Below are 16,899 nucleotides of genomic sequence, written 5' to 3'. Positions count from 1 at the left end.
GCCTGTGCATAAAGGCGATGCCCTTAGCTGGGGCGATTGTGCGGTGCAAGGTGGCGCACCCAGGCCTTGGCCGCGGCCGGCCAGGCGCGTGGCTGGCGCCAGTCGAGACAGGTCAGGCGATAGCGCGGGCGGTTGGCCTCCATCCAGTCGCGTTTATAGGCGTCGGTGCCGGTGCCGAAATCGACCATCTCGACGCGATCGGTGTCGATGACATGCTCGAACAGCGCGGCGCTGAGGGTGGTCCCGGCAGAGAGCGGCTTGGCCGCTTCGATATGCGCCAGCTTGTGAATATAGGCGGTGCCGTTCTCGACCGTCCAGAACTGCGCTGCCATGGGGACTCCATCGGCGCGCGCGATACCTAGCCGGAGGCGACCGGCCGCGCCCTCAGCCCGGGCAAATTGCTCCAGGATGTCGGCGCGTTCTTCCGCGGGCTTCCAGCTTTCGGCATAGACAGACTGATAGTCGCGCCAGGCGGTCTCATCGAAACGGTCGAGGATATCCACGTCGACCTTCTTCGCCTTGCGCTTGAGCGTGGTGCGCATCTTGCCGGGGCGCTGCGTCCAGTAGTCGGCGAAACTGCGCCCTGCGACAGGGAGCACGTGGTTCTCGTCGCATTGCGCGCGCCAGACCCACCAGCCGGCCTCGCGAAAGGCCCGTTCGAGAGCGGCGGTGCTGCCGTCCTCCGCGGGTAGGGGTGCCATATCGATCCGGTGCGTCTTGCGGCGCAGGTCGCGGGCAAGCGCGGTGAGCAAGTCGGCGTTGTGCCCCAGCGGCCGCCAGGTGAAGGAAAACCAATTTGCCAGGCTGGCAAGCCCGGCAGGCTGGTGCTGCAGCGGCAGGGCCAGCTGCTCGCCATTGCGTTCGGCGACCGCGATCAGCGGATGGGCGTCACCCGTCTCCAGCAACGCAAACCACGCGAGCCTGTCGAAAGGACCCGCACCGGGCTCATCCAGCCCTTGCAGTTTGGTAACCGTGTCGTGATAGCTGACCGCGATGCCCACCGGAATTCCCTCGCCTCGGAGCGTTAATGCCTGATCCCACGCCCTATCCGCTCGATCAACTGGCCGAGCGCGGGGATGCACAGGCGCCTGCGCTGGTGCTGCGCGATCGCACGCTTAGCTTCGAGGAGTTGAGAAACCGTGTGGCGCTGCTCGCCGGATGGCTGGCAGGCCGGGCAGGAAAGGGCGCCCGCGTTGCCAGCTGGGCGGCGAAGGGCGAGCTGACCTGCCTGCTGCCGCTGGCCGCAGCGCGCGCGGGGCTGGTCCATGTCCCGATCAACCCGCTGCTCAAGCGGGCACAGGTCGCGCATATCCTCGGCGATAGCGGCGCGGTCCTGCTGATGGGGACCAAGGCGCGCCTGGCGTCGCTGGGCGGCGGCGATGTGCCGCCGTCATGCGATGTCGTGGACGAGAACGACGTCTTTGCGGCGGCCGAGGCAGAGGGCGCGTCACTGGCTGCGTCGACACACGATCCCGACGATCTGACGGCAATCCTCTATACCAGCGGCTCGACCGGCAAGCCCAAGGGGGTGATGCTCAGCCACGCCAATATGTGGCTGGGTGCCGTCAGTGTGGCGGATTATCTCGGGCTCGCCAGCGACGATGTCACGCTCGCGGTGCTGCCGCTCAGCTTCGACTATGGCCAGAGCCAGCTGCTGTCGACCTGGTATGCGGGGGGCTGCGTGGTCCCGCTTGATTATCTCTTCCCGCGCGATGTCGCCAAGGCCTGCGCCAGGCACGGCGTCACGACGCTGGCAGCGGTTCCCCCGCTATGGGTCCAGCTGACGGAGGTCGAATGGCCGGGCGACGCCATTGCAAGCATGCGCCGACTGACCAATTCGGGCGGCGCGCTGACCGTCGAACTCGTGCGCGATTTGCGCGCTATGTTCCCGCAAACACGCCTGTTTCCCATGTACGGCCTGACCGAGGCCTTTCGTTCGACCTTTCTCGATCCCGAGTGTGTCGATCATCATCCCACGTCGATGGGCCGCGCCATTCTCTTCGCCGAGATCCTCGTCATCGCCGATGACGGAACGCTCGCCGAACCGGGCGAGGAGGGCGAACTGGTCCATTGCGGGCCGCTGGTGGCGCAAGGCTATTGGCAGGACGCTGAACGCACGGCGGAGCGCTTCCGCCCGGCGCCCGCAATGTCCGCATATGGCGGGACCGCGGTGTGGTCGGGCGACCGCGTCCGGCGCGACGAGGATGGCCTGCTCTATTTCGTCGGGCGGCGCGATGCGATGATCAAGAGCGCGGGCAATAGGATCAGCCCGCAGGAAGTCGAAAGCGCGGCGCTCGCCACCGGCCTGGTCGCCGAAGCGGTTGCGCTGGGGGTTCCGGACGAGCGGCTCGGCCATGCGATCCATCTCGTCGTACGTCCCGCGGCGGAGGCCACAGACCCCGAGACCGCGCTGCCCAAGGCGCTGCAGAAGGAGCTACCCAATTTCATGCAGCCGCATGCGATCCACTGGCGCGATACGCTGCCGCTCAATCCCAATGGCAAGCTCGACCGGACCGCGATTGCGGCGGAGCTGGGCGCATGAAGCCGCTGGGCCCCATACCCGCCAGCTATGCGGCGATCGGCGGCGAGCTGGCCATCGCCGGCAAGCCGGTAAGCCATTGGGTGGAACAGGCCGGACGGACCCCGTTGTTCGTCTATTCGCGTGACCGCATTGCGCAGCGTTTCGAGATGCTGCGCGCCGCCATGCCCGACCGTCTGAAGATCAATTATGCGATAAAGGCCAACAGCTTCGACCCGCTTCTTTCCTTTGTTTCAACGCTGGCCGACGGGCTCGATATCGCGTCGGGCGGCGAGCTTGAAATGGTTCGGGCGACCGGGTTCGACCTGGGCAGGGTGAGTTTCGCCGGGCCGGGCAAGCGCGACTTGGAACTCGAAGCCGCGATCGCCGCGGGCGTCACGCTCAATCTCGAAAGCGAGGCCGAAGCGGGCCGCGCGCTGGCCATCGCCGAACGGCTTGGCGTAACGCCGCGTCTCGCGGTCCGCGTCAATCCCGATTTCGAGCTCAAGGGATCGGGGATGAAGATGGGCGGCGGGCCCAAGCCCTTCGGGATCGATGCCGCGCGGGTCCCCGCGCTGGTCCGGCAGATCGTCGCCGCGGGATGCGACTTTCGCGGCCTGCATATCTTCACCGGCAGCCAGGCGCTGTCGGCCGAAGCGGTGATCGACATGCAGGCCAAGGTGCTCGACTGCGCGCATCGCATCGCGGTCGACGCCGGGGTCACACTGCCCAAGCTCAATATGGGCGGCGGTTTCGGCATTCCCTATTTCCCGGGCGACGAGCCGCTGGATATTGCGGCTGTCGGAGCCGCGCTGGAAGAACGCTTCCGCGACCTGCCCGAGACGCTTGCCGACGCCGAACTGTTCATCGAGCTCGGCCGCTACCTCGTGGGCGAGGCGGGCGTTTACCTGACGCGGATCGTCGATCGCAAGGAAAGCTACGGCGAAACCTATCTCGTCACCGATGGCGGATTGCACCACCAGCTCGCCGCCTCGGGCAATTTCGGGACGGTGGTGCGGCGCAATTACCCCGTCGCCATCGCCAGCCGCTTTGCCGCCGAGCCCGCCGAGGAGGCCAATGTCGTCGGGTGCCTGTGTACCCCGCTCGACAGGCTGGCCGACAAGGCCCACCTCCCGCGCGCCGAGGTCGGCGATCTGGTGGCGGTGTTCTGCGCCGGGGCCTATGGCGCCAGCGCTTCGCCCAGTGCCTTTTTGGGACAGGGGCCTGCCGCCGAAATGCTAGTCTGAACCCGATCTGCTAAATCCCGCGAATCCTTCGATTTCTGCGGGTGCCAGCCGCCATGGCTAACCGTCTGTTCACCTTTTTCGGGCAATAGTTCGCCCAAACACGGGGGTATCGGGCGCAGCATGCGGCCCGCGCATCCCCTGACACAACCAGGAAACCGACCTATGCGCTTCACCCGTATTGCCTCTCTCGTCGCCGGATGCGCCGCCAGCACGCTGGTGCTTGGCGGGTGCGCGGGCGGCGGTGGCACGGAACTGCCCCCGGCGACCTTCGTCGCGATGCAGGAAGGTCCGGGCGAGGAATATGTCATCGGCCCGCTCGACGAGCTGACGATCCATGTCTGGCGCAATCCCGAACTGGGCGCAGAGAATATCCAGGTGCGCCCCGATGGCCGCATCACCATTCCGCTGGTCAAGGATATGCCGGCGGTGGGCAAGACGCCCTCGATGCTGGAAGAGGATATCCGCCTCCAGCTCAGCCAGTATATCGAGGACCCGCTGGTCTCGGTGATCGTCAATGAGTTTGCCGGTACCTTCAGCCAGCAGGTCCGCATCGTCGGTGCGACGGCGCAGCCGGCTTCGCTGCCTTACCGCGCGAACATGACGGTGCTCGACGCGATGATCGCGGTGGGCGGCCTGTCCGAATTTGCTGCGGGCAACCGCGCCAAGCTGATCCGCTTCGACAAGCAACTGGGCCGCCAGCGCGAATACGCCTTGCGCCTGACCGATCTGCTCAAGCGCGGCGACAGCAAGGCCAATGTCCTCCTCCAGCCGGGCGATGTGATCATCATCCCCGAGAGCACTTTCTAGAGGGCTGCGGGGGCATGCAGGAAGTCTTCGACGAACTTCGCAGCGCGCTGCATACGGTGTGGAACCGCCGCTGGCTTGCGCTCGCCGTGGCCTGGGGGGTCTGCATCCTCGGCTGGCTTGCGGTTGCCTTCATCCCCAACAGCTATGAAAGCCGGGCACGGATCTACGTCGAGCTCGAGGATGTCCTGTCCGAACAGCTCGAAATTTCCGGCGACGGCAAGCAGGCAATCACCAAGGTCCGCCAGACGCTGGTCAGCGTGGTCAATCTCGAACGCGTGGTGCGCACGACCAAGCTTGGCGAGAAAATTGCCACCGACAACGAGATGCAGAGCGCGGTAGCCAGCCTGACCGAGAATATCGTGGTCGAGAGCGAGCAGGACAATCTGTTCGAGATCACCGCCACGGTTGGCAAGTCAAACCTCAGCGACGCGGAAAACGCGGTACTGGCCAAGGACGTCGTCCAGAGCCTGATCGATATTTTCCGCGAATCCAACATTGCCGGCAATCGCGGCGACGTTGCCGATACCATCGCCTTTCTCGATGAGCAGCTGGAAGACCGCAAACGCGAACTCGAAGCCGCCGAACAGCGCCGCCTGATTTTCGAGGCGAAGCATCCCGATCTGATCGGTGGCACCGGCACGGTAACCGGACGCCTCCAGACCATGCGCACCGAAATGCGCGGAATCGACGCCGATATCGCCGCCGCGCAGAGCGCCTTGGCAGCGATCAACGGCCAGCTCGCCAGCACACCGCGCAGCATCATGACCGCCGAAAGCGGCGGGGCACGCGGCGCGCTGATGGCGGCGCAGTCGCAGCTTGCCGCGATGCGCTCACGCGGCCTGACCGACAGCCACCCCGATATCCAGTCGCAGCGGCGCCAGATCGATGCGCTGCGCGAACAGGCGGCGAATGAACCCGCCGGGTCCAGCGGCACGCCCAATCCGGCCTATACCTCGCTCACCTCGATCCGCGCCGAGCGGCAAGCCAATGTGCAGGCGCTCCAGGCGCGCAAGGCAGCGTTGCAATCGGACATCTCCGGCCTAATCGCCGCGCAGGCCGACGAGCCCGCCGTGGCCGCAGAGGCCAACCGCATCAGCCGCGATTACGAAGTCCTCAAGGACAAATATGACGACTTGCTCAACGATCGCGAGGAAATGCGCCTGCGCGGACAGGTCGAAACCGAGCGCAGCGCCTTCCAGTTCGAAGTCATCGACCCGCCGACCGCGCCGCGTAATCCGGCAGCACCCAATCGGCCGCTCCTGCTTCTCGGGGTGCTCATCGTCGGTCTTGGCGCGGGCGCCGGGGTGGCCTTCGTGATGGGCCAGCTCAAATCCAGCTTTACTACAGCCGACAAGCTCGAGCGCACGCTCGACCTGCCGGTCATCGGGACCATCTCGCGTTCGATGACCACGGCCGCGCGCAAGCACGAGAAGTTGCGGCTCAAACAGTTCGTCGCGGGCGTCGGAGCGTTGGGAGCGGTCTGCTTCCTCCTGCTGGTCGTCGAAATGGTCCAAGTCGGCTCGGTCGCCTGAGGGGGGAATGTGTCAGTGAACAAGCCCACCAATATCGAACCGCCCAAATCGGGCGATGCGAAGCCCCGGCGCACTTCGCTGCTCGAACGTGCCAGCGGCGCCTTCGGCCTCGACCGGCTTGCCCCGGCGGCGGTGCCCGACAAGCTCGAAGACGAGAAGGCCAAGAAGTTTGCGCCCAAGCGCAAGTCGGAGCCCTCGACGCCGCCCGAAATGCCCCGGCGCCGCGCATCCGACCGCTTCGCCCAGCCGCAGCCCGCTGGGGCGGCCACGCCTGTGCCACCTGTGCTGCCTGCGGCACCGTCGGAGCCGGACAAGCCGGTGGTCACGCTGACCGGGCCCAAGCAGCATGTCGTCCGCTCGCTTCTGCGCGAACAGGGGCTGATCGATCCCGATGGCGGCGCGTCGATGCTGCTCGAGGAATTTCGCATCGTGAAGCGGCAGGTCCTCGCGACCGCCAAGGCCAAGCCGGGCCCCCAGGCGCGCCGCGTACTTGTCTGTTCGCCGCATTCGAACGAGGGCAAGACCTTCTGCGCGCTCAATCTGGCGATCGCGCTGGCAGGTGAACGCGATATGGAAGTCGTGCTGGTCGATGCCGATTTCGGCAAGCCCTCAATCATGGCCAAACTCGGTCTCGAACACGGCAAGGGCTTCATGGATGTGCTCGCCGATCCCACCGCGAAGGTCGAGGACGTCGTGGTCGGCACCGATATTCCGGGCCTGTGGGTGCTCCCCGCGGGCCAGCGGACGGGGCGCGACAGCGAATATCTCGCCAGCGAGCGGACCTGGAAGGTGCTCGACAATCTGACGCTCGGCGCACGCAACCGGATCATCGTGTTCGACAGCCCGCCCGCACTCGCGGCAACGCCCGCAGCTGATCTGGCCAAGCATGCCGGCCAGGCGCTGCTCGTGGCGCGCGCGGATATGAGCGGACGCGCTGCGTTGGAAGACGCGGTGGATTTGCTGTCAGCCTGTCCCGACATCAAGCTGCTGCTCAACGATGCGACGTTCAGTCCGAGCGGTCGCAAGTTCGGCAGCTATTACGGATATGGGGAGTAAGCACATGAGCTATCGTGCGAAATTCCGTCATCTCGCCACGACGGCTGCGGCCCTGGCGCTTCTGCATGGCGCGCCGCTGCAGGCGCAATCCTACCAAGGCGCCGATGCCGGCGAATCCAGCGGCGAGGGGTTCTCCTCCGACCGCGGCCGCACCAGCATCGATCCCTATATCGAAGCCAATTCGCTCGCCAGCTGGCAAATCTCGCCAGGCAGCGACGTGGTCACCTATACGCAGCTAGCGGCCGGCGTCGACGCCTCGATCGCGGGGCGCAACAATGGCGGCAGCGTGTCGCTGCGCTACGAACGCAATTTCGCGCATCAGTCGGAGGGGTCGGATTCGGACACGATCACCGGCCTCGCGCGCGGCTATGCGACGATCATCCCGCGGGTCCTGACCTTCGAGGCGGGCGGGCTGGCAAGCAGCACGCGGGTCGATGCGCAGGGCCGTTCGGTGATCAATCCGCTGGTCGACGACAATCTCTCCACCCAGACCTATTCGGCCTATGCCGGGCCCAATCTGCAAACCCGCATGGGCGCTGTCGATGTGAGCGCGAATTACCGTATCGGGTATACACGCGTCGACGGCCCCGATTTCCTCACCCAGTCGGGAACGCAGGCCGACCTGTTCGACGAAAGCGTCACGCATAGCGCTACCGTGCGTGCCGGGACGCGCCCGGGCGACCCGCTGCCGGTCGGCATCGGTGTCGGCGCCGGATATTATCAGGAAGACGTCTCCAATCTCGATCAACGCGTCCGCGACGCCTATGTCCGCGGCGATGTAACCGTGCCGATCACTCCCACGCTGGCCTTCGTCGCCGGGGCAGGGGTCGAGGATGTCGAAGTGTCGAGCCGCGACGCGGTGCGCGACGCGGATGGCAACCCGGTCATCGGCGATAACGGCCGTTATGTGACCGACACCGCCAGCCCGCGCATCATCGCCTATGAGGCGAGCGGGCTGATCTGGGATGTCGGCGTAGTCTGGACGCCCAGCAGCCGTACCCAGCTCGAAGCGCATTTCGGCCGCCGCTACGATAGCGAGACCTTTTACGGCAATTTCAGCTGGCGTCCGAGCAGTCGGAGCAACCTTTCGATCGGCGTCTATGACGGGATCCAGGGCTTCGGCGGGCGGCTCAACAATGCGCTGGCCGCCTTGCCCACCGATTTCACCGTCACGCGCGACCCGGTCACGGGTGAGCTGACCGGCTGTGTCAGCACGCTCGACGGCAGCGGCTGTCTCGACGGCCTGCTTGGCTCGGTGCGCTCCTCGGTCTTCCGCGGACGCGGGGTCGTCGCCAGCTACAGCCGCCAGATCGGCCGGATGACCGCTGCGATCGGGGCAGGATACGACCGGCGCAAGTTCATCGGCGCACCGGGCACGGTGCTGGAACTGGCCGACGGGATCGTCGATGAAAGCTACTACGTCGCTGCGGGGGTCTCGGGCCCGGTCGGACAGCGTGGCAGCTTCTCGCTCAACAGCTACGCCAACTGGTTCGACAGCGGGACTGCCGGATCCGGCGATGTTCGTGTACTCGGCAGTTCGGCGAGCTATTCGGAAGAGGTTGTCCGCAACCTTTCGGCACGCGCCGCGGTCGCCATCTCGATGCTCGACAGCGATATCGCGCCCGACAATTTCACGACCGCATCGGCCCTGCTCGGCCTGCGCTACGATTTCTGATAGGATCGGTTCGATGTACGAAGAATATTATGGATTCAGCGAGCGGCCGTTCCAGCTCACGCCCGATCCGGCGTTCTATTACGAGAGCGTCACGCACAAGAAGGCGCTGAGCTATCTCGGCTATGGCCTCAACCAGGGCGAAGGCTTCGTGGTGATCACCGGCGAAGTCGGTGCGGGCAAGTCGACGCTGGTCGCGCATCTCAAGCAGAAGCTCGACGATGATCGCATGACCGTGGGTGAGGTGGTCACCAGCGCGCTCGACGGCGAGGAAATGATCCACGTCGCCGCGCGCAGCTTCGGGCTCGACGTCACCGGCGGCGACAAGGCCGCCGATCTCGCGGCGATCGAGCTGTTCCTGCACGAGGAAGCGCGCAACGGACGCCGCACCCTGCTGATCGTCGACGAAGCGCAGAACCTGTCGATCGGCGCGCTCGAAGAACTGCGGATGTTGTCGAACTTCCAACTCGGGTCGCATCCGCTGCTGCAAACGCTGCTGCTGGGCCAGCCCGAATTCAAGCAATTGCTCGCGCACTCGGACGAACTCGAACAGCTGCGCCAGCGCGTGATCGCTGCGCATCATCTCGAACCGATGCAGCCGGGCGAGATCGAACCCTATGTCATGCACCGCCTGTCGCGCGTCGGCTGGAACGAGAATCCGGAAATCGATGGCGGCATCTGGGTCAAGCTGCACAAGGCTACCGGCGGTATCCCGCGCAAGGTCAACCAGGTGATGACCCGCCTGCTGCTACTTGGCGCAGTCGAGGAGCAATCGGTGCTCGAGGTCGACATGCTCGAAGCGGTCGTCGAGGAAATGACCGGCGACGCGGCTCCGGCCGAGGCGTCAGCCAAGCCCCGCCCCGATCGCGAAGGTCCCGCGGCAGATGCGATTGCGCGCGCGAAGGACGAGGCACGGCAGGCTTCCAACGAATTCCCTGCGGCGCCCGTTGCGGCCCCCGCCGAAGCTGGCGGGGCGCCCGACAAGGGCCTGCTCGACCACCAGATCGAAGCCATCGAGGCGGCCTTTGCCGAGCGCGACAAGCATATGTCTGCGCTGCGCCGCGAGGTCGAGAAGCTGAGCCAGGAGCGCGCGACAGACGATCTGCCCGCGGATGTCGACCAGCGGCTCGCGTCGATCGAGGCGCGCCTCGACGAGCAGGAGCGTTCGCTGCGCCACGTGCTGACCATGATGATCGACTATTTCGAATCGCAGGGTTCGCGCGCTGCCGCGTAACATCGGGGAGAGCGCGTTGAGCGATAGGACGATCGTCAACGGCCTCTCGGTCGATGTCGAGGACTGGTTCCAGGTGGGCGCGTTCGAGAACACCATTGCGCGCGAGGACTGGGACGGGCTCGAATTGCGTGTGGGCGACAATGTCGCGCGCATTCTCGACCTGTTCGATGCCGCGGGGGTCAAGGCGACCTTCTTCACGCTGGGCTGGGTGGCCGAGCGTAATAAGCCGGCCATGCGCGCCATCGTCGAGCGCGGGCACGAGCTGGCCAGCCACGGCTATGACCACATCCGCGTGTTCACCTTCACGCGCGAGGAATTCGCCGCCGATCTCGTCAAGGCGCGCGCCATCCTCGAGGATGTTGGGGGTGCGGCAGTCACCGGCTATCGTGCGCCCAGCTTCTCGATCGATGCGCGCAACTCGTGGGCGCATGAAGTGCTGGCCGAGCACGGCTATGCCTATTCCTCTTCTGTCGCGCCGGTGGTTCACGATCATTACGGCTGGCGCGAAGCACCGCGCTTTGCGTTCAACCCGGTTGCGGGCAGCGACCTGATCGAAATCCCCGTAACGACCGCGCTGCTGCGCGGGAGGCGGCTGGCTGCGGGCGGGGGCGGGTTCTTTCGTGTGCTGCCCTATGCGTTCAGCCGCTGGGCGATCAGGCAGGTGAACCGCGATGGCCGGCCCGCGGTGTTCTATTTCCACCCGTGGGAAGTCGATCCAAACCAACCGCGGGTCGCGGGGGCACCGCTGCGTTCGCGGCTGCGGCATTACACCAACCTATCCAAGATGGCGGACAAGCTCACCGGATTGCTCGGCGATTTCGTTTGGGGCCGGATGGATGCGCTGGCCGCGCAAGAAAAGCCGCGTAGCCTCGATTGGGCAGCATGAACCCGCCGCTCTCCCATAGCGTTGCGATCCGCCAGGCCGACCTGCACGACCCGGCCGAAGCCGCACGGATCGAGGCGTTCGTCGCGGAGCACGGCGCGACGCCCTTTCACCGCCCGGCCTGGCTGCTTGCGATCGAGCAGGGGACGGGCCAGCGCGCGCTTGGCCTCGTCGCCGAACGCGCAGGTGTGCTCGAAGGCTGGCTGCCGCTGACCGAGGTACGCTCGCCGCTGTTCGCTTCCGCCCTCGTGTCCAGCGCCTTCGGCGTCGGAGGCGGCCCGCTGGCCGATAACGAGACCACTTCGCTGCTGCTGTGCCGTGCGGCCGAAGAGCTGGCGCAGCGCCACGCGGTAAGCTCGGTCGAGATCCGCGGCGGCAGCGCGCCCGAAGGTTGGCAGGCGATTACCGGCAAGCACGCAAATTTCTCGCGTCCGCTGGCCGCTGACCGCGAAGCCGAGTTGCTCGCCATCCCGCGCAAGGCCCGCGCCGAGATCCGCAAATGCCTGCAGTCACCGCTGGAAATCGTCACCGGACGCAGCGCCGACGATCTTGCGGCTTTCTACCCCTGCTATGCTGCCAGTGTGCACAATCTCGGTACACCGGTATTTCCGCGGCAGCTGTTCGCAGCCGTGCTCAATCATTTCGGCGAGGATGCCGAGATCATCACCGCGCTACACAACGGGCAAGCCGTTTCGAGCGTGCTGTCGCTCTATCATGATGGCGCGGTCATGCCCTTCTGGGGCGGGGGCGGGTTCGCCGCACGCGCGCTCAAGGCCAACGAACGGTGCTATTTCGAGCTGATGGATCATGGCCGCGCACGCGGATGCACGCACTATGACTATGGCCGCTCGAAAATCGGCAGCGGGCCGTACAAGTTCAAGAAATGGCAGGGGTTCGAACCCGAACCGCTAACCTATTGGACATGGACCGCGCAGGGCAGGACCGCGCGCAATATCGACCCGAGCGACCAGGGCTATTCGTCGAGCATCGCGCTGTGGAAGAAGCTGCCACTCTCGGTCGCGACGCGCGTCGGGCCGTGGATTGCGCGGGGGCTCGGCTGACATGGGCGAAGTGCTGTTCCTCGCACACCGCGTGCCCTTTCCGCCCGATCGCGGCGACAAGATCCGCTCGCACCACCTGCTGGCGGGGCTGGCAAAGCTTGGCCCCGTGCATGTCGGTACCTTTGGTGAAACCGTGCAGGACATGGCGCAAAAGCCGCTGCTGGTGGAAATGGCCCGCACGCATGCGCTGATCGAGCGGAGCAGGCCGCTTCACCTTGCGGGGGTCGAGGCGCTGCTCAAGGGCAGGGCGGTCAGCCTGACCGCGTTCGATGACGAAGCGATGCACCGCTACGTCGCCAAGACGCTGGGCAACCACCGGATCGACACCATCTTCGTTTTCTCAGGCCAGATGGGACAATACATCCCCGACAGCTTCGAGGGACGTGTCGTGTTCGACATGTGCGATGTCGATAGCGCCAAATTCGCCGCCTACGCCGAGGCCGGCCAGCGCAAATGGATCAACCGCCGCGAAGGACGCTTGCTCGCCCGCGAGGAAGAACGCCTTGCCGCGCGCGCCGATGCCACCTTGCTGATCAGCGATAACGAGGTGGACCTGTTCAGATCCCGCCTCACCCGGCCCGATGCGGTCAGCCTGCACGCACTGGGCAATGGCATCGACGCGCAGTTTTTCGACCCGGGGCGCGTGACCTCGCATCCCGATCTCGACGAGGGCGAAGGGCCGCAGATCGTCTTTACCGGGCAGATGGATTATGCGCCCAATATCGCGGCCGCCGAGTGGATGATCGCGCATGTCATGCCTGCTTTGCGCAAGACGCATGCGCGGGCGCGTTTCCATATCATCGGCCGCGCGCCGGTGCGTGTCTTGCGGGACCGCCATGGCGAGCACGGAGTGCGCGTCTGGGGCGAAGTGGAGGATGTGCGACCGTTCCTCAAATCCGCCGATCTGGTGGTCGCGCCGCTGCTGATCGCGCGCGGGGTGCAGAACAAAGTGCTCGAGGCGATGGCGATGGCCCGCCCGGTGGTGGCGACCCCCGGGGCGGCGACCGGGATCGACGCGGCCCATGGCGAGCATCTGGTCATCTCCTCGCCCGACCCGCAGCAATTGCTCGCTGCGATCGATCGCCTGCTCGCCGATCCGCTGCACGCGCGCGCGATGGGTGAAGCGGCCCGGCGGTTCGTCATCGAGCGGATGAGCTGGGACCAGGTTGAAACGGAGCTTGCCGAACTGGTCCGCGGCGCCGAGTTGCCTATCGATGCAGCGTGACCTGCCACTACCGCGCACCGCTGGGCGTAGCGCTCGGGGTGTGATGCTCGCCATCGCGTGGGCGGCGCTGTTCGCGCTGACCTTCGCCGAATGGCGCGCGATGGCGCATCAGTGGTGGGATATCGACACCTATAGCCATATCCTGCTTGTCCCCCCGATCATCGCCTGGCTGGTCTGGATCCGCCGCGACGAACTGGCGCGCGCCGGCGCAGCCGGATGGTGGCCGGGGCTGGGGTGGCTCGTCTTCGGGCTTGTTCTCTGGCTGGTGGGGCGGAGCCTCGACATCAACACGATCGGGCAAGGCGGCGCGGTGGTCGCCATGCAGGGCGCGGTCCTCGCGCTGTTCGGATTGCGGGCGGCCCTGATCCTCGCCTTTCCGCTCGTCTACGGCTTTCTGATGGTCCCCATCGGGGGCGAGATCATCCCGCAGTTGCAGATGATTACTGCCCAGATCGCGAGTGCGCTGACGCGGCTGAGCGGGATCGAGATGGTTGCGCAGGGCATCCATATCGACACCCCCGCAGGGCTGTTTATCGTCGCCGAGGAATGTGCCGGCGTGAAATTCCTGATCGCCATGCTCGCGCTTGGCCTGCTGGTCGCACATACCTGTTTTACCAGCTGGAACAGGCGCGCGTGGTTCCTGCTCGCCTGCGTTGTTGTCCCGGTGATCGCCAACGGCATCCGCGCCTGGGCGACGATCTTCCTCGCGCAATATGTCGGGGCAGAGGCTGCCGGCGGGTTCGACCATCTCGTCTATGGCTGGCTGTTCTTCGGGATCGTCATCGCGCTGGTCCTGGGCGTGGCATGGCGCTGGTTCGAGCGTGAGCCTGAAGACGCAGGCTGGACCGCCGACGAGGTCGCTGCCCTTCCGCTGGTTGCGCGCTGGGAAGGCCGTGCTGGCAACCCGGCTCTCGTCCTTGGTGCGATACTGCTGGCCGCAGGAAGCTTTGCCGTGCTCGCGCAGCTGGGCTAGGCACGCTCGCATATGTGCGGAATTGCGGGGATTTTCCATTACGAGACGGTGAAACCGGTCGATCCCCGACGGGTCGAGCGGATGACCGATGCGCTCGGCCATCGCGGTCCCGACGGCAGCGGCGTTTGGACCGCGCCGGGTGTGGGCCTCGGGCATCGCCGGCTGTCGATCATCGACCTCGAAGGTTCGCCGCAGCCAATGCATTCAGCCGATGGCCGCGCGGTGATCTCCTTCAATGGCGAGATCTACAATTACCGCGAATTGCGCCGCGAGCTCGAACAGGGCGGGGCACGGTTCCGCACCCACGGCGATACCGAAGTGATCCTCGCCGCATGGCAGAGATGGGGCCCCGACTGCCTCGCGCGGCTCGATGGAATGTTCGCCTTCGCGCTCTACGATCTCGACCGGCGGCAGCTGTTCCTCGCGCGCGACCGGCTGGGGGTGAAACCGCTCTACCTTGCGCGGCTCGAGGGCGGGGCGCTGGCCTTCGCCAGCGAAATGAAGGGTCTGCTCGCCAACCCATTGATGCGGCGCGAGGTCGATCCGCTGGCGATCGAGGATTACATGACCTGGGGCTATGTCCCCGATCACCGCGCAATCCTCAAGGGCGTCGAGAAATTGCCCGCGGGTCATTTCCTGCTGCTCGAACATGGCCGCGAACCGGGGCCGCCGCGCCAATGGTGGGATGTCGATTTCGCCCGGCGCGAGAAGGGACGGACCGAAGACCTCTCGGCGCAATTGCTCCATCTCATGCGCGAAGGCGTGACCAGCCGGATGGTTGCCGATGTGCCGCTGGGGGCCTTCCTTTCGGGCGGGGTCGACAGTTCCTCGGTCGTCGCGCTGATGAGCGAGGCGAGCGCGCAACCGGTCACCAGCTGTTCGATCGGCTTCGATGTCGCGAGCGTCGACGAGACGCGCCATGCGCGGCAGGTCGCCGAACTGTTCGGCACCGACCACCACGAGCGGATCGTGTCGTCCGACCAGTTCGGCGAGATAGACCGGATTGCTGCGATCTTCGACGAGCCGTTCGCCGATGCCAGCGCGCTGCCGACCTTGCGGGTGTGCGAACTCGCGCGCGAACAGGTCACCGTGGCGCTTTCGGGTGATGGCGCCGATGAAGCCTTTGCCGGCTATCGCCGCCAGCTGTTCCATGCGCGCGAGGAACAGGCGCGCTCGGTCCTTCCGCGGGCCTTGCGCGAACCGGTGTTCAGCGCGCTCGGGCGGGTCTGGCCCAAGGCCGACTGGGCGCCGCGCCCGCTGCGCGCGAAGACGACCCTGCTGTCGTTGGCCGAGAGCGGCGAGGCGGGCTATGCGCGTGCGCTGGCGATCCTCGCGCCCGAGCAGCGGCAGGCGCTTTATGGCGAGGTCCTGCTGAGGCAGCGCGGCACTTATCGCGCCGAACAGCCGCTTGAAAAGCTGATGCGCGAGGCGCCTGCAAGGAGCGGTCTCGACCGCGCGCAATATGCCGATCTCAAGTTCTGGCTGCCCGGCGATATCCTGACCAAGACCGACCGCACGAGCATGGCGGTCGGGCTCGAGGCGCGCGAGCCGTTGCTCGATCATCGGCTGATCGAATTCGGCGCCCGCCTGCCGCAACGCCAGCGCCTGCGCGGCACCACCGGCAAATGGCTGCTAAAGCACACAATGGAGCGCTATCTACCCGAAGACATCCTCTATCGCCGCAAACAGGGCTTCGTGACCCCACTGGCGGAGTGGTTCCGCGGTCCGCTGGCGGGCGAGGCGAGGGCGGTCGCAGCGAGCGAACTGCTTACCGGGAGCGGATGGTTCGCCCGCAAGGCGCTCTCACGCCTCGCGGACGACCATATTTCCGGCCGCAGCGACCATGGCCGGGTGCTGTGGCAGCTGTTGATGCTGGAGCGATCGATCCGCCATCTCGCCCCCAGCGCCTAGCGCGCGTCGACCAGCACGATTTCGGCATCGTCGAGCGCTTCGACCACGATTTCGCTCTCACCGGTCACGGCAATCCCGTCGCGCGGCTGCGCTTCCCGGCCATTGACCGTGACCCGGCCCTTGGGCGCGACCAGATACTGGTGGCGGTCGCCCGAAGTGTTCCAGACCGCGCTCTGGCCTTTCGCCAGCGTCGCCGCGGCGACCTTCGCATCCGTCCGGATCGGCAGCGCATCATCGGCCTCGGCATCGCCGCTGGCGAGCACTTCGAAGCCGCCTTCGCGCGTGGCCTTGGGAAAGGTGCGCTGGCCCCAGCCGGGCTGCTCACCCTGCCGATCGGGAATGATCCAGATCTGGAACAGCGTGGTCGCTTCGTCCTCGCGATTCATCTCGGCATGGGTGATGCCGGTGCCCGCGCTCATCACCTGCACATCGCCCGCGGCGGTGCGGCCTTCATTGCCCAGGCTGTCGCGGTGCGTAATCGCCCCGCTGCGCACGAAGGTGACGATTTCCATGTCGCGGTGCGGGTGCGGGGGAAAGCCGCTCTGCGCCGCGATGGTGTCGTCGTTCCACACGCGGATGCTGCCCCAGCCCATCCGGTCAGGGTCGTGGTAATTGGCGAAGCTGAAATGGTGCCGTGCGTCGAGCCAGCCGTGGTCGGCGTGGCCAAGCGTGGCGAAGGGTCGGATATCGATCATGGTTCAGTCTCACATCGGCGGGGTGTTGACGCCGGTATGCGGCCGATGTGGGGGCAGCGCGAAAGCCGTCAAGAAACACCGATGT

At 66.1% G+C, this 16,899-nt stretch carries 14 protein-coding genes; 12 read left to right on the top strand and 2 right to left on the bottom strand.

Going from position 1 to position 16,899, the window contains the following annotated elements:
- Positions 1-23: 23 nt before the first annotated feature.
- Positions 24-1,001: a GNAT family N-acetyltransferase gene (locus VWN43_RS06900; RefSeq protein ID WP_320180119.1), complete on the bottom strand. Its 978-nt coding sequence runs from the start codon at positions 999-1,001 to the stop codon at positions 24-26.
- A gap of 26 nt (positions 1,002-1,027) precedes the next feature.
- On the opposite strand from VWN43_RS06900, the gene VWN43_RS06895 reads away from it, so the two are divergent.
- The 12 genes from VWN43_RS06895 (at position 1,028) to VWN43_RS06840 (ending at position 16,119) form a co-directional block, all read left to right on the top strand.
- Entirely contained in the window at positions 1,028-2,542 is a 1,515-nt protein-coding gene (locus VWN43_RS06895; RefSeq protein WP_320180120.1) for an acyl-CoA ligase (AMP-forming), exosortase A system-associated, read from the top strand.
- Positions 2,539-3,765, top strand: coding sequence for a pyridoxal-dependent decarboxylase, exosortase A system-associated (locus VWN43_RS06890; RefSeq protein ID WP_320180121.1), 1,227 nt, complete (start codon positions 2,539-2,541; stop codon positions 3,763-3,765). The genes VWN43_RS06895 and VWN43_RS06890 overlap by 4 nt, the downstream gene beginning before the upstream one ends.
- 162 nt (positions 3,766-3,927) lie before the next feature.
- Positions 3,928-4,572, top strand: coding sequence for an XrtA/PEP-CTERM system exopolysaccharide export protein (locus tag VWN43_RS06885; RefSeq protein WP_253515461.1), 645 nt, complete (start codon positions 3,928-3,930; stop codon positions 4,570-4,572).
- 14 nt (positions 4,573-4,586) lie between these two features.
- Positions 4,587-6,104, top strand: a complete 1,518-nt coding sequence (locus tag VWN43_RS06880; protein WP_320180122.1) for an XrtA system polysaccharide chain length determinant — start codon at positions 4,587-4,589, stop codon at positions 6,102-6,104.
- A gap of 15 nt (positions 6,105-6,119) precedes the next feature.
- Positions 6,120-7,160: a P-loop NTPase family protein gene (locus VWN43_RS06875; RefSeq protein ID WP_320180123.1), complete on the top strand. Its 1,041-nt coding sequence runs from the start codon at positions 6,120-6,122 to the stop codon at positions 7,158-7,160.
- A 4-nt stretch (positions 7,161-7,164) separates the two neighbouring features.
- On the top strand, positions 7,165-8,835 hold the full coding sequence (locus VWN43_RS06870) for a porin family protein (RefSeq protein WP_320180124.1): 1,671 nt from the start codon (positions 7,165-7,167) through the stop codon (positions 8,833-8,835).
- 13 nt (positions 8,836-8,848) lie between these two features.
- Entirely contained in the window at positions 8,849-10,066 is a 1,218-nt protein-coding gene (locus VWN43_RS06865; protein WP_320180125.1) for an XrtA/PEP-CTERM system-associated ATPase, read from the top strand.
- Positions 10,067-10,082: 16 nt separating this feature from the next.
- A complete protein-coding gene (locus tag VWN43_RS06860) occupies positions 10,083-10,952 on the top strand; it encodes an XrtA system polysaccharide deacetylase (protein WP_320180126.1) in 870 nt (289 codons plus the stop codon).
- Complete coding sequence (locus VWN43_RS06855; protein ID WP_320180127.1) at positions 10,949-12,010, top strand: FemAB family XrtA/PEP-CTERM system-associated protein; 1,062 nt, start codon at positions 10,949-10,951, stop codon at positions 12,008-12,010. Before VWN43_RS06860 ends, VWN43_RS06855 begins: the two co-directional genes overlap by 4 nt.
- Before the next feature lies 1 nt (position 12,011).
- Positions 12,012-13,235, top strand: coding sequence for a TIGR03087 family PEP-CTERM/XrtA system glycosyltransferase (locus VWN43_RS06850; protein WP_320180128.1), 1,224 nt, complete (start codon positions 12,012-12,014; stop codon positions 13,233-13,235).
- A complete protein-coding gene (gene xrtA / locus VWN43_RS06845; protein ID WP_320180129.1) occupies positions 13,225-14,208 on the top strand; it encodes an exosortase A in 984 nt (327 codons plus the stop codon). The genes VWN43_RS06850 and xrtA overlap by 11 nt, the downstream gene beginning before the upstream one ends.
- Positions 14,209-14,220: 12 nt before the next feature.
- Positions 14,221-16,119: an XrtA/PEP-CTERM system amidotransferase gene (locus VWN43_RS06840; protein ID WP_320180130.1), complete on the top strand. Its 1,899-nt coding sequence runs from the start codon at positions 14,221-14,223 to the stop codon at positions 16,117-16,119.
- Here VWN43_RS06840 and VWN43_RS06835 read toward each other — a convergent pair.
- Positions 16,116-16,814 (bottom strand): pirin family protein, encoded by a 699-nt coding sequence (locus VWN43_RS06835; protein ID WP_320180131.1) that lies wholly within the window; start codon positions 16,812-16,814, stop codon positions 16,116-16,118. The genes VWN43_RS06840 and VWN43_RS06835 overlap by 4 nt on opposite strands.
- Between the last annotated feature and the right edge of the window lie 85 nt (positions 16,815-16,899).

This window comes from Qipengyuania sp. HL-TH1 (assembly GCF_036365825.1).
GTDB classification, from domain to species: domain Bacteria; phylum Pseudomonadota; class Alphaproteobacteria; order Sphingomonadales; family Sphingomonadaceae; genus Qipengyuania; species Qipengyuania profunda.
Note: the sequence above shows the minus strand (reverse complement) of the source record. Positions and strands in the feature narration are given on the sequence as shown.